Raw genomic sequence first — 12,487 nt, forward strand, 5'->3', positions numbered from 1 at the left:
AGCCCGTAACCTGGGGGAAATCAGTCCGGACCGGGCTCTGGGGGACCTTCGTGACCGAGTACGACGTGCGTCGAGGCGACATTCCGGGTGATAACCCCGACTCTTTCGCCTCCTTCGCCTATTTCGGGCCCGAAGGCACCTTCACCGAAGCCGCCCTCCTCACCGTGCCCGAGGCGGCCGGCGCGCTCCGCGAGCCGTTCGCCACCGTCCCCGCCGCGCTCGACGCCGTACGCCGCGGCGACGCCGACGCCGCGATGGTGCCCCTGGAGAACTCCGTCGAGGGCCCGGTGACCACCACGGTCGACGACCTCGCCGACGGCGACGCACTGATCATCGCGGGCGAGGTCCTGCTGCCCGTGGAGTTCTCCCTGCTCGTACGCTCCGGCACGCGGCTCGGCGACATCAAGCGGATCTGCACCCACCCGCACGCGTACGCCCAGTGCCGCCGGTGGCTCGCCGACCGCCTCCCGGACGCCGAGGTCTCCACCAACACCTCCACCGCCGGCGCCGCCATGGCCGTCTCCGACCCGACCTCGGAGTTCGACGCGGCCATCGCCGCCCCGATCGCGGGCGAGCGCTACGGCCTGGTCCCGGCGGCCGAGGGCATCGCCGACCGCGCGGGCGCCGTGACGAGGTTCGTCCTCGTACGCCGCCCGGGCCCGCCCGGCGCGGTGACCGGCATGGACCGCACGTCGCTGATGGCCTATCTGACCGACGACCACCCGGGCGCGCTGCTGGAGTTCCTCACCGAGTTCGCGGTGCGCGGGGTCAACCTGACCTTGATCCAGTCCCGCCCGACCGGCGACGGTTTCGGCCGCTACCGCTTCTGGATCGACTGCGAGGGCCACGTCGCGGACGCGCGGGTCGGCGAGGCCCTCATGGGCCTGCGCCGCATCTGCAACGACGTGCGCTTCCTCGGCAGCTACCCGCGCGCCGACGAGGTGCGCCCGGAGATCCGGCGCGGCACCCACGACGACGACTTCACCGAGGCGTCGGCCTGGCTGTCGGCGATCCGCTCGGGCCACGACCGCTGATCTCCTGTCGTTGAAAATCGTCTGAACCCGTCCACGGCGGGGCCCGTACAGGTGGCTGTTGACAGCGATCTGTAAGGAGATTCAGACATGATCCGTACTTCGGTGGTCGCCGCGCTCGCCATGGCCGGTGCGTGCGCCCTGACGGCCTGCGGGGCCGAGGGCGGCAAGGCGGTCGGGGCGGCAAAGGCCGGCCTGGCGTCCCTCAACTTCTCCAGCGGCACGGCGAAGCAGCACAACGCGGCGCCGGGCACCGGCGACTTCTTCCGCGGCCCCCGCGACAACCCGGCCGCGATGAAGTGGGTCGAGCTGACCGCCGGCTCGGCGAACGGCCTGAGCCCGATCGTGCACGACGGCGCCGGGTTCACGCTGTACCGGTTCGACAAGGACACCGCCAGCCCGTCGAAGTCCAACTGCAACGACGCCTGCGCCGTGACCTGGCCGCCCGTGCTGGTCCAGCCGGGCTCGAAGATCTTCTTCAACGGCGTGCCCAGGAACGCGATCGGCGTGACCAAGCGCGACGACGGCAAGCTGCAGGTCACCCTCGGCGGCTGGCCGATCTACCACTTCAGCAAGGACACCGCGCCGGGCCAGACCAACGGCGAGGGCGTCGGGAACACGTGGTTCGCCGTGTCACCGCAGGGCGGGAAGGTGCTGCCGGCCGGCGGCTCGACCGGCACCCAGCCCGCGCCGGCGCTGGGGAACGGAAGCGTCATCCTGGACTCGGGGAAGAACTTCACCGAGCCCGACGGCTCGGTCGGCGCGGCCGGCCCGGGCTGCCAGACCCTCGGACGCCCGTTCACGACCCTGTCGCTGCAGCTCTCCGGCGGCCCGATCAAGATCTGGACCGGCCCCAACTGCACCGGCACCTCCAAGGTCGTCAGCGCCGACGTCCCGGACCTGGCCGCGGCCGGCTTCACCCAGCCGATCGCCTCGATCCGCTTCGGCGGCTAAGTGATCAATTCGTGTCATAAGCACTGACAACGTACGGCCGAGGCATCACGTCTTCTAAGGGATTTGGGCCCACCCCTTGGAGACATGTGTTGTTCAGAACCCTCGGCGCCGTTCTGGCCGTCGGCTTCGTCCTGGCCGCCGCGCAGGTCCCGGCGAGCGCCGAAGACACCCCCGCGCCGACGCGCTTCAGCGAGTTCGCGATCACGCCGGACACGATCGACGTCGACCACCCCACAGTCACGTACACGGGACGCCTGGTCTTCACCGACGCCGCCGGTGCGGAGGAAGGCGTGCCAGGCGCGACCGTCTGCCTGAGGAAGGACACCGGCTGCCTCCTCCGTACGAACACGGGCGCGGACGGCCGGTTCACGGGCTCGGTGACCCTGTCGACAGAGGGCGATCATCCCGGAATGGTCGAGGGGAACGCCTTCGTGTCCTACTCCGGGAGCAAGGACTTCCACTTCGCCAACCTCGACCCCGGGATCTACCTGCACGTCACGCCGGCCGCGACCCGGATCACGATGGCGTTCGAGCCGGTTCCGTCCGTGATCGGGGACCAGGTGGACGTCGTCGGCCTGTTCGAGCGGGAGAAGCCGGACGGCGGGTGGATCGCGGTGCGAAACCAGCCGGTGCGGGTCTACGTGGGCGACACGCAGGTCGGCCTGGGCCTCACCGCCGCCGACGGCCGCTACCGCATCACCACGACGGTTCCGGGCTCGGGCTCCTGGCATGTGGAGACACCCTTCATCTACCCCCGTCCACTTCCGTACGCGCCGGGGAACGGCCCGTACGTCGGCGCGAGGGCGGACGGCGATCCCGTGACCGCTCGCTACCGCACGACGATCACCGGCTTCAACGCCTCACCTGAGCCCGTCGGCAGGAACGCGATGATCACCGTTGGCGGCAGGGTGACGCGTATGTCGGCGAATGGCGCGGTCGAGCCGGCGACGGGCACGCCGATGGTGCAGTTCTCCACCGACGGGAAGAAGTGGGCCGACGTGCTGGCCGCCAGGCCGGACGCCGAGGGCTACTTCACCGTGACGACCCCGGCCGTGCGCGACGGGTACTGGCGCGCGGACACCAGCCGGGCCCCGGGCGACGGCGAACTGCCGGCCACGAGCGGCGCGGACTACGTCGACGTGCGCTACCGGACGGCCATCTCAGGATTCAACGCGTCCCCGGAGCCGATCGCGAAGGGCAAGCGGCTGACCGTGGCCGGGACGCTGAAGCGCGACACGACGTCGTGGAAGGCGTTCTCGGGCCAGAGCGTACAGATCTACTTCGCGGCGAAGGGCGCGACGAGCTGGACGTACGAGGGGTCCGCGAAGACGAGCCCCGCCGGCCACTTCTCCCACGCCTTCAATGCCGTCAAGGACGGCACCTGGCGCGCGACCTACGCCGGCACCACCACCTACCTCGCGGTCACCGGGACGGGCGACTACGTCGACGTGCGCTGAAGCGACCCGTAGGGCGGAAACGGGCGCGCGGGGCCGGACCGGCTACGGGTAACCTCGTCCATGTGATCGACCTGCGAACTCTGCGTAATGACCCGGACCGGTTGCGCGTCAGCCAGCGCACCCGAGGTGAGGACGACTCCGTCGTCGAGCGGCTGCTCGAGCTCGACGAGCGCCGGCGGTCGGCGTTGAGTTCGTTCGAGTCCATGCGGGCCGAGCAGAAGAACGTCGGGCGGTCCGTCTCCAAGGCGCAGGGCGAGGAGCGTCAGCAGATCCTCGATCGCGCCAAGGAGCTCGCACAGCAGGTCAAGGAGGCCGACGCCGAGTCGCAGCGGCTCGAAACAGAGCTTAACGACCTCCTGCGCAGCGTGCCCAACATCGTCGAGGAGGGCGCGCCGCCCGGTGGTGAGGACGACTACGTCGTGCTCGAGACCGTCGGCGCCCTGCCGTCCTTCGACTTCACGCCGAAAGACCACCTGGAGCTCGGCGAGGCCCTCGGCGCGATCGACATGGAGCGCGGCGCGAAGGTCTCCGGTGCCCGGTTCTTCTACCTGACCGGCGTCGGCGCCCAGCTCCAGCTCGCCCTGCTCAACCTCGCCATGGAGCAGGCGATCGAAAACGGCTTCGTCCCGATGGTCCCGCCCGTGCTGGTCAAGTCCGAGGCGATGGAGGGCACCGGGTTCCTCGGCGCGCACGCGGCCGAGGTGTACCAACTGCCCCAGGACGACCTCTACCTTGTCGGCACCTCCGAGGTCCCGCTGGCCGGCTACCACATGAACGAGATCATCGCCGATCTCCCCAAGCGCTACGTCGCCTGGTCCTCCTGCTTCCGGCGCGAGGCCGGCTCGTACGGCAAGGACACCCGCGGCATCCTCCGCGTGCACCAGTTCGACAAGGTGGAGATGTTCTCCTACTGCGACCCGGAGAACGCCCACGAGGAGCACCTTCGCCTCCTGGAGTGGGAGAAGGAGATGCTCGCCAAGGTCGAGCTGCCGTACCGCGTGATCGACACCGCCGGCGGCGACCTCGGCACGAGCGCGGCGCGCAAGTACGACTGTGAGGCGTGGGTGCCCACACAGGAGCGCTACCGCGAGCTGACCTCCACCTCCAACTGCACCGACTTCCAGGCGCGACGCCTGTCGGTGCGCTTCCGCGACGAAGGCGGCCGTACGCGCCCGGTCGCGACGCTCAACGGCACGCTCGCCACCACGCGCTGGATCGTCGCGATCCTGGAGAACCACCAGCAGCCGGACGGCTCCGTACGCGTGCCGAAGGCCCTGCAGCGCTTCCTCGGCCGCGAAGTGCTCGAACCCATCGCCAAATGACGCCTCCGCGGCTGGTCGCCACGGACCTGGACGGCACGACCGTACGCACCGACTACACGGTGTCCGAGCGCACCGTGAAGGCGTTCGCCCGGGTGGAGCGGGCCGGCTCCATGCTCGTCATGGTGACCGGCCGGCCGCCGCGCTGGATCCACCCGGTGGCCGACGCCGTCGGGCACCGGGGCGTGGCGATCTGCGCGAACGGGGCGCTCGTGTACGACCTGCACACCGAGCGGGTGATCGGCACGCACCTCATGACGGCCGAGGCGCTGCGTACGGCGATCGAGGTGCTCGGTGAGGCGCTGCCCGGCCTCGGTTTCGCGGTGGAGTACGAGGACGGCATCCGCTACGCCCATGACTACGAGCTCTCGGGCTGGGACAACAAGCGGAGCGAGGACTCGATCGGGCTCACGGAGCTGATGTCGCGGCCGGCCGCCAAACTGCTCGCCCGCCACCCCGAACTCGACTCCGACGCGCTCCTGGCCGAGGCCACGGGCCTGGTCGGCGACGTCGTGCTGCCCACCCACTCCAACGGGCGGCGGCTCATCGAGATGAGCGCGCCCGGGGTGTCGAAGGCCAGCACGCTCGCGGAGCTGTGCGGCCGGCACGGCATCGACGCCGCCGACGTCGTCGCCTTCGGTGACATGCCCAACGACCTGCCCATGCTGATGTGGGCCGGCCGGTCCTACGCCGTGGCCAACGCCCATCCCGAGGTGCTGGCCGCGGTCGACGTCACGGTGGCGGGCAACGACGATGACGGCGTCGCCCGCACGATCGAGGAGCTGTTCCCCGAAGCATAAAGCGCTTAGAGGTACGGCCCGGAGGTACGGCCGGGGGCACTCTCCTCCTGGGGGATCGCGCCGGGCGGCAGGGCGCGGCGCATCTGCTCGAGCTGGGCGCGGGCCGCCATCTGCTGGGCGAACAGCGTGGTCTGGATGCCGTGGAACAGACCCTCGAGCCAGCCGACGAGCTGCGCGTGGGCGACGCGGAGCTCGGCCTCGCTGGGAGTCGTCTCGGTGTCGGTGAGCAACGGCAGCGAGATGCGCTCCAGCTCCTCGATCAGCTCCGGCGCGAGACCGTCTTCGAGCTCCTTGATCGAACGCTGGTGGATCTGGGCCAGCCGGGCCCGGCTCGCCTCGTCGAGGGGGGCCTGGCGGACCTCCTCCAGCAACTGCCTGATCATGCTGCCGATGCGCATGACCTTGGCGGGCTGCTCGACCATCTCCGCGACCGAGCGCTCCTCCGAGTCGCCGTCCTCGCCGGGAGCCATGCCGTTCTGGCCGACGACGACGATATGTGGATCTTGGCTGTTGTCCATGGGGTTGTTCATGAAACCTCAGTCTCGCACCGTAAGGACGATTTTGCCGACGTGTGTGCTCTCTTCCAGGATGCGGTGCCCGGTGGCGGCGTCACGCATCGGGACCGTACGGTCGACGATCGCACGCACCGCCCCGGACTCCACCAGCGGCCACACGTGCTCGCGCACCGACGCGACGATCTCCGCCTTCTCCTCGATCGGCCGGGCCCGCAGCCCGGTCGACTGGATCGAGGCGCGCCGGCTCATCAGCTTGCCGATGTTGAGCTCGGCGGTCCCGCCGCCCTGGAACCCGATGATCATGAGCCGGCCGCCGGTCCCCAGGGTCTCCACGTTACGCGCCAGGTAGGACGCACCCATGTTGTCCAGGATGACGTCGACCGGGGCGGCCTCTTTGACGAAATCCTCGGTCCGGTAGTTGATGGCGATGTCGGCACCGAGTTCGCGGCAGCGCGCGACCTTTTCCGGGCTGCCGGCCGTACACAGCACACGTGCGCCGCGGGCCTTGGCGAGCTGGATGGCCATCGTGCCGATTCCGCTCGATCCGCCGTGGACCAGGAATGATTCGCCTTCGCGCAGTCCGGCCAGCATGAAGACGTTCGACCAAACGGTGCAGGCGACCTCGGGCAATGCGGCCGCCTCGACCAGGCTCACGCCTTTCGGGATCGGTAGCACCTGACCGGCGGGAACGGCGACCCGCTCGGCGTAACCGCCGCCGGCGAGCAGCGCGCACACCTCGTCGCCGACGCTCCATCCCGTGACGCCCTCGCCCAGCGCGGCGATCCGGCCGGAGGCCTCCAGCCCTGGATACTCCGACGCTCCGGGCGGTGGTGGATAGGAGCCCATTCGCTGGGAGGTGTCCGCGCGGTTGATGCCTGCGGCGGCAACGTCGAGCAGCACCTCCCCGGGGCCGGCGACGGGATCCGGAACCTCGGTCCATCGCAATACGTCCGGCTCGCCCGGATTCTCGATCACGATCGCATGCATGGGCCTCACGTTAGCTGGGCATGGTGACGCGACACGGTATTGGTCGGTACCTAGAGTGGCTTAGGCTGCGGATGAGCGTCTTTTTGCGGGTTCATCCACTCTGCGTCCACGAGGGGGACCTAGTGGCAAGAAATGATCAGGATAAACCGGGTCGTTCTCTCGAAGAACAGCTCGCGTCCCTTGATGCGATGAGCGGCGCCGAGTCCGGCGAGCCGAGCGAAGAGGACTCCTCCAAGGAGTCCGAGGTACCCGCCGACGCGTGGACGAACACGCCGCCCGCACCGACCTTCCCTTCGTACGGCGCACCTGCGCAGGACCCGTCGGCGGCGGACGCACCGCAGCCGTACGGTTACGGCTTCCCGGGCTACCCGCCGCAGGACTTCGGCGGTGTGCACCAGCCGCCGCAGTTCCCGGGTGCGCCGGGGCAGGAGTACACCCAGGCGCAGTATCAGCAGCCGGAGCAGGCGTACGAACCTCCGGCGCAGGAGACCGGTCCGCCCAACGGCGGCGGCGTGCCGCCGAACGGCGCCGGGGCTCCCGAGGCCGAGCGGCAGTACGACGACGGCGAGCGCACGCAGTACGTCGAGCCGCGCCCGGCGGCCGACGCCACTCAGACGGACGCCGAGGGTTTCCCGACCTACTCCCAGTACCCTCCGCCGCAGTACGGCCAGCAGCCGGAGCAGGGGTACCCCCAGCAGCAGCAGTACTACGCGCCGCCGCCCGGCGCCGAGCAGGGGCCGCCTCCGTACCCCTATCCCTCGCAGCCGGACTACGAGCAGACCTACCAGCAGCAGCAGCCGTACCCCCAGCAGTACGCCCCGCCGCCCGGTCCCGAGTACGGCCAGGCGTATCCCCAGCAGTACGCTCCGCCGCCGGTGGTCGAGCAGGGCCCGCCGCTCGCGCCGCTTCCGGACGCGTACGCGCAGCCGCTCGAAGGCGGGGGCCAGACCGCCGACAGCCTGAGCGCCGAGATGCTGCTGCGCGGCAGGCGCCACGCCCCCGCGGGCGGCTGGCGGCGTGCCGTCTACAAGGCCTCCGGCGGAGTGATCCACCCGGGAGAGTCGCCGCAGGAACTCCGCAAACGCGAGCTTCTCGCGCGTGCGCGCACCCCGGTGGCCGGCGGCCACCACCGCGTCGCCGTGATGAGCCTCAAGGGCGGCGTGGGCAAGACCACGACGACGGTGGGGCTCGGCGCGTCGCTGGCTTCGCTGCGCGGCGACCGCGTCATCGCGGTCGACGCCAACCCCGACCGCGGCACGCTGTCGGACAAGGTGCGGCTGGAGACGGCCACGACAGTGCGCGACCTGCTCAACGAGCACGAGCAGATCCAGCGCTACGCCGACGTGCGCGCCTACACCTCGCAGTCCTCCTCACGCCTGGAGGTGCTCGCCTCCGACCGCGACCCGGCGGTGTCGGAGGCGTTCAGCGAGGAGGACTACCGCACCGTCGCGCACGTGCTGGAGCACTTCTACTCGATCTGCCTGACCGACTGCGGCACCGGTCTGCTGCACTCGGCGATGGCGGGCGTGCTGGGCCTGGCGAACCAACTGGTGCTGGTCAGCTCACCGTCGGTCGACGGCGCCCGGTCGGCCTCGGCCACACTCGACTGGCTGGAGGCCCACCACTACGGCGACCTCGTACGCGGCGGCGTCGTCGTGCTGTCGATGGTGCGTTCCCGCAGCCGGAGTACGGTCGACCTCGACCGCCTGGAGGCCCACTTCGAGAGCCGCTGCCGCGCGGTGGTGCGCATCCCGTACGACCCGCACCTGGAGGAGGGCGCGGAGGTGGAGCTGGAGCAGCTGTCGTCGGCGACCCTGGACGCCTATCTGGTGCTGGCCGCCACGGTCGGCGACGGCTTCGCCTGGCCGCACTAGGAGCGGAGGGTGTGGGATTCGAACCCACGAGGACTGTCACCAGCCCTGGGCGCTTTCAAGGCGCCTGCACTAGTCCACTATGCGAACCCTCCAAGAGGGTCCACGATAGCGGGCCGGTCGCGCTGTCGTCTCATCCGTTCCGTGGGTGGCCCTGACCTGGGGTGGGAAGGCTAGCCACAGGGGAAGGGAGCGACGATGGCCCAGCGCACACCACCGGCGCCGTCGGATCTCGCGGCCGTGAAGCATCGGCTCGGCCGGGTCGGCGTCTGGTTCATATCCGCCTCGGCGGCGTCCGCCGAGGTCGAGCGGCCCGCGGTGGTCGCGATCGAGCAGTTCGGGTACTCCGCCTTCTGGTTCGGCGAGAACCCCTCGTCGAAAGAGGCGTTCACGCATGCCGCCGCCCTGCTCTCCTGGACCGAGCACATGCAGGTCGCCAGCGGCATCGCCAACATCTGGGGCCGTGACGCGTCCGCCGCCGCCAACGGCGCGGCCACGCTCGCCGACACCTGGGGGAACCGTTTCGTCCTGGGGCTCGGGGTCAGCCACGCGCCGCTGGTCGACACGCGCGGACACGACTACGGCAAGCCCCTGGCGGTGATGCGGTCCTACCTCGAGGCCATGGACACGGTGCCCTTCGCGCTGCCGCTGGCCGAGGCGCCGCCCCGGCTGATCGCGGCGCTGCGCCCGAAGATGCTCGAACTCTCCAAGACCCACGCCCAGGGCGCGCACACCTACTTCACCACGCCCGAGCACACGCGGCGCGCCCGCGACATCCTCGGCGACGAGCCGGTCCTGGCGGTCGAGCAGGCCGTGGTCCTCGACACCGACGAGGGCAGCGCCCGCGCCGCCGCGCGGGAGTACGCCGATCGCTACCTCAAGCTGCCGAACTACCAGAACCACCTGCGCGAACTCGGCTTCACCGACGACGACCTGAAGGGCAGCGACGCGCTCGTCGACGCCGTCGTGGCCTGGGGAGACCCGGACGCCATCGCCGAACGCGTACGCGCCCACCACGACGCCGGCGCCGACCACGTCTGCGTCCAGACGATCGCGCCGACGATCGAGCAGCAGACCGAACACCTGCGCGAACTAGCGCCCGCCCTCACGGGTTAGGGCATCGGCCACTGACGCCAGTCGTGGGCGTCGCGCCAGCCCGGTGAGCCGGCGGCCCAGCCGGTCAGGACCGTGAGGGTCGCGGGAAGGTCGGGGACCACGGTCTCGAAGTGACGGTCGGCCGCGCCCGCCCGGTACTCCACGACGTAGGTTCCGTCGACCTCGCGGTACACCTGCATGTAGTGCTCGCCGCCCGCGGCGTCGAGCCGGTCGACGACCAGGAACTGGTTGCCCGGGCCGAGCTCACCGAGCAGCCGGAGCAGCAGCGCTTCGTCGGGAGCCTCGTACGACCGTCCGCACGCCGTTTCCGCTCGCAGCGGCCATCCACCCATTCATGCGACGCTATGACATTTCCACGCTTTGTGAAGCATCGCCGCGTGGTGTGTCCGCGCCCCTACGTTCTGAGCATTCAGTCCGAAACAGGGGAGCAGACTCAGTGAAGCGGATCAAGACCATCGCGGTCGCCGCGGGCGTGGCCGCCGCGGCGACGTCTCTCTCGGTCGGGGCGTGGGCGGCGACGGGGGGCGCGCACCAGGAGGCGAAGGCCAAGGCCGCGCCGGCGGCTCGGCCGAAGGTGAACGCGGCGGCCGAGCCCGCCCAGGCCACGACCTCCGACCCGCAGGCCAAGAGCGCGCCGACCGGGCTGGTCAAGGGCGGCCAGGTCCTCCGCGCGGGCACGTTCGTACGGTCGCCGAACGAGAAGTACGGCCTGGTGCAGCAGACGGACGGCAACCTGGTCCTCTACCAGGGCAAGAAGGCGCTGTGGTCCACCGTGACCGGACGGCATCCCGGCGCGACGGCCGTCATGCAGACCGACGGCAACCTGGTCGTCTACGGCAAGGACAAGAAAGCCCTCTGGTCGAGCAACACCGGCCGGCACGCGGGCGCGTTCCTGGCCGTGCAGAACGACGGAAACCTGGTGATCTACCAGGGCAAGAAGGCCCTGTGGTCGCGGCACGTCTCGCTCGGCACCCTCCGCCCGGGTTACACCCTGCCCGCGGGCCAGGCCGTGCGGTCGATGAACGGTGACTACGTCCTGCAGCAGCAGACCGATGGCAACCTGGTGCTCTACCGGGGCAAGACGGCGCTGTGGAGCACGGAGACCGGCCGGCATCCGGGCGCGTACGCCGCGATGCAGACCGATGGCAACCTGGTCGTGTACGGCAAGGACAAGAAGGCCCTCTGGTACAGCAACACCAGCGGCCACCCGGGAGCGGTCCTCGACGTGCAGAACGACGGCAACCTGGTGATCTACAGCACGGCGAAGAAGGCGCTGTGGTCGCGGCACACCGCGGTCGGCGGCCTGCAATCCGGGCAGAAGGTGACCGAGGGCAACGCCGTACGCTCGCCGAACGGGGTGTACTCCCTGCAGCAGCAGACCGACGGCAACCTCGTCCTCTACAAGGACGCCAAGACGCCGATCTGGAGCACGAGCACCCAGGGCACGGACACCTACGCCCTCATGCAGGGCGACGGCAACTTCGTCGTCTACGACGGCACCAAGGCGCTCTGGAGCACCAAGACGACCGGGCACCCGGGCGCGTCCATCGTGGTCCAGGACGACGGCAATCTGGTCGTGTACGGCAAGGACAAGAAGGCCCTGTGGGCCAGCCGTAAGTGACCCACCTGCGTGCGGCCCGGACCGAAACGCGGTCCGGGCCGCACGCACAGCGCAGGATCCATGCCGTACGGTTCCGGCATGGCTGAGATCGTCTATCCCCCGGTCCTCGTCGCGGCGCACTCGATGTTCCGCGCGCTCGACATGCGCATTCGCATCGACGGGGCCGAGCACGTGCCCGCCGACGGCGGCGCCGTGCTGGCGAGCAACCACGTCAGCTACCTCGACTTCATCTTCGTCGGCCTCGGCGCGCGGCGGGCCAGGCGGCTGGTGCGCTTCATGGCCAAGCAGGAGGTGTTCGCGCACCGGATCTCCGGGCCGCTGATGCGCGGCATGCACCACATCCCGGTCGACCGGAACGCCGGGGCGGCGGCGTACGAGCACGCCGTGCGGTTCCTGCGCGACGGAGAGGTCGTCGGCGTGTTCCCGGAGGCGACGATCAGCCGGTCCTTCACCGTCAAGGAGTGCAAGAGCGGCGCCGCCCGGATGGCCGCCGAGGCTCGCGTGCCGCTGATCCCGATGGCGGTCTGGGGCACCCAGCGGCTGTGGACCAAGGGACGCCCGCGCGCGCTGGGCACCCGGCACGTACCGGTCGCGATCCTCATCGGCGAGCCGCTGCGGCCCGAGCCCGACGACGATCCGGAGAAGGTCACCGCCGAGATGCGCGCCCGGATGCAGGAACTGGTCGACCGCGTACAAACGGACTATCCGGAAAAACCCTCGCAGGACCCCTGGTGGCTGCCCTCTCACCTCGGCGGTACCGCCCCGACGCCGGAAGAGGCGGCCGTACTGGATGCCGGGAAAGCCCGATGACCTCCT

Annotated in this window: 12 protein-coding genes and 1 tRNA gene; 9 read left to right on the top strand and 4 right to left on the bottom strand. The window is 70.3% G+C overall.

Going from position 1 to position 12,487, the window contains the following annotated elements; genetic code table 11:
* The first annotated feature begins 80 nt into the window (after positions 1-80).
* The 5 genes from pheA (at position 81) to QWU11_RS10360 (ending at position 5,561) form a co-directional block, all read left to right on the top strand.
* Entirely contained in the window at positions 81-1,034 is a 954-nt protein-coding gene (pheA, locus tag QWU11_RS10340; protein WP_290105115.1) for a prephenate dehydratase, read from the top strand.
* Between the two features lie 87 nt (positions 1,035-1,121).
* Positions 1,122-1,985, top strand: coding sequence for a hypothetical protein (locus QWU11_RS10345; protein ID WP_290104904.1), 864 nt, complete (start codon positions 1,122-1,124; stop codon positions 1,983-1,985).
* A gap of 86 nt (positions 1,986-2,071) precedes the next feature.
* Positions 2,072-3,442: a hypothetical protein gene (locus QWU11_RS10350; protein WP_290104906.1), complete on the top strand. Its 1,371-nt coding sequence runs from the start codon at positions 2,072-2,074 to the stop codon at positions 3,440-3,442.
* Positions 3,443-3,504: 62 nt separating this feature from the next.
* Entirely contained in the window at positions 3,505-4,764 is a 1,260-nt protein-coding gene (serS, locus tag QWU11_RS10355) for a serine--tRNA ligase (protein ID WP_290104907.1), read from the top strand.
* The gene (locus tag QWU11_RS10360) at positions 4,761-5,561 is read left to right on the top strand and encodes an HAD family hydrolase (protein ID WP_290104908.1); all 801 of its coding nucleotides are present in this window, start codon (positions 4,761-4,763) and stop codon (positions 5,559-5,561) included. Before serS ends, QWU11_RS10360 begins: the two co-directional genes overlap by 4 nt.
* 5 nt (positions 5,562-5,566) lie before the next feature.
* Here QWU11_RS10360 and QWU11_RS10365 read toward each other — a convergent pair whose 3' ends face one another.
* Both QWU11_RS10365 and QWU11_RS10370 read right to left on the bottom strand, forming a co-directional pair.
* Entirely contained in the window at positions 5,567-6,091 is a 525-nt protein-coding gene (locus QWU11_RS10365) for a bacterial proteasome activator family protein (protein ID WP_290104909.1), read from the bottom strand.
* 6 nt (positions 6,092-6,097) lie between these two features.
* Entirely contained in the window at positions 6,098-7,063 is a 966-nt protein-coding gene (locus tag QWU11_RS10370; RefSeq protein WP_290104910.1) for an NAD(P)H-quinone oxidoreductase, read from the bottom strand.
* Between the two features lie 188 nt (positions 7,064-7,251).
* Between QWU11_RS10370 and QWU11_RS10375 the strand changes: the two genes are divergently transcribed.
* A complete protein-coding gene (locus QWU11_RS10375; RefSeq protein ID WP_290104911.1) occupies positions 7,252-8,937 on the top strand; it encodes an AAA family ATPase in 1,686 nt (561 codons plus the stop codon).
* Between the two features lie 3 nt (positions 8,938-8,940).
* Here the strand turns inward: QWU11_RS10375 and QWU11_RS10380 are convergent.
* Positions 8,941-9,029 (bottom strand) — tRNA-Ser (locus QWU11_RS10380).
* Positions 9,030-9,132: 103 nt separating this feature from the next.
* Between QWU11_RS10380 and QWU11_RS10385 the strand changes: the two genes are divergently transcribed.
* Positions 9,133-10,050, top strand: coding sequence for a TIGR03620 family F420-dependent LLM class oxidoreductase (locus QWU11_RS10385; RefSeq protein ID WP_290104912.1), 918 nt, complete (start codon positions 9,133-9,135; stop codon positions 10,048-10,050).
* Here QWU11_RS10385 and QWU11_RS10390 read toward each other — a convergent pair.
* Positions 10,047-10,382: a hypothetical protein gene (locus QWU11_RS10390; RefSeq protein ID WP_290104913.1), complete on the bottom strand. Its 336-nt coding sequence runs from the start codon at positions 10,380-10,382 to the stop codon at positions 10,047-10,049. The genes QWU11_RS10385 and QWU11_RS10390 overlap by 4 nt on opposite strands.
* A 104-nt stretch (positions 10,383-10,486) precedes the next feature.
* On the opposite strand from QWU11_RS10390, the gene QWU11_RS10395 reads away from it, so the two are divergent.
* Together QWU11_RS10395 and QWU11_RS10400 are read left to right on the top strand one after the other, a co-directional pair.
* Positions 10,487-11,671, top strand: a complete 1,185-nt coding sequence (locus QWU11_RS10395) for a hypothetical protein (RefSeq protein WP_290104914.1) — start codon at positions 10,487-10,489, stop codon at positions 11,669-11,671.
* A 78-nt stretch (positions 11,672-11,749) separates the two neighbouring features.
* Positions 11,750-12,481 carry a lysophospholipid acyltransferase family protein gene (locus QWU11_RS10400; RefSeq protein ID WP_290104915.1) on the top strand — a complete coding sequence of 244 codons (732 nt, stop codon included), beginning with the start codon at positions 11,750-11,752 and terminating at the stop codon, positions 12,479-12,481.
* Positions 12,482-12,487 lie beyond the last annotated feature (6 nt).

The organism is Actinomadura sp. DC4 (assembly GCF_030406325.1).
Classification (GTDB): domain Bacteria; phylum Actinomycetota; class Actinomycetes; order Streptosporangiales; family Streptosporangiaceae; genus Actinoallomurus.

Coding starts and splice junctions, on each gene's coding strand:
- QWU11_RS10400 (WP_290104915.1), top strand. CDS start 11,750: ATGGCTGAGATCGTCTATCCCCCGGTCCTCGTCGCGGCGCACTCGATG.
- QWU11_RS10360 (WP_290104908.1), top strand. CDS start 4,761: ATGACGCCTCCGCGGCTGGTCGCCACGGACCTGGACGGCACGACCGTA.
- QWU11_RS10385 (WP_290104912.1), top strand. CDS start 9,133: ATGGCCCAGCGCACACCACCGGCGCCGTCGGATCTCGCGGCCGTGAAG.
- QWU11_RS10370 (WP_290104910.1), bottom strand. CDS start 7,063: ATGCATGCGATCGTGATCGAGAATCCGGGCGAGCCGGACGTATTGCGA.
- QWU11_RS10375 (WP_290104911.1), top strand. CDS start 7,252: ATGAGCGGCGCCGAGTCCGGCGAGCCGAGCGAAGAGGACTCCTCCAAG.
- QWU11_RS10345 (WP_290104904.1), top strand. CDS start 1,122: ATGATCCGTACTTCGGTGGTCGCCGCGCTCGCCATGGCCGGTGCGTGC.
- QWU11_RS10365 (WP_290104909.1), bottom strand. CDS start 6,091: ATGAACAACCCCATGGACAACAGCCAAGATCCACATATCGTCGTCGTC.
- QWU11_RS10390 (WP_290104913.1), bottom strand. CDS start 10,382: ATGGGTGGATGGCCGCTGCGAGCGGAAACGGCGTGCGGACGGTCGTAC.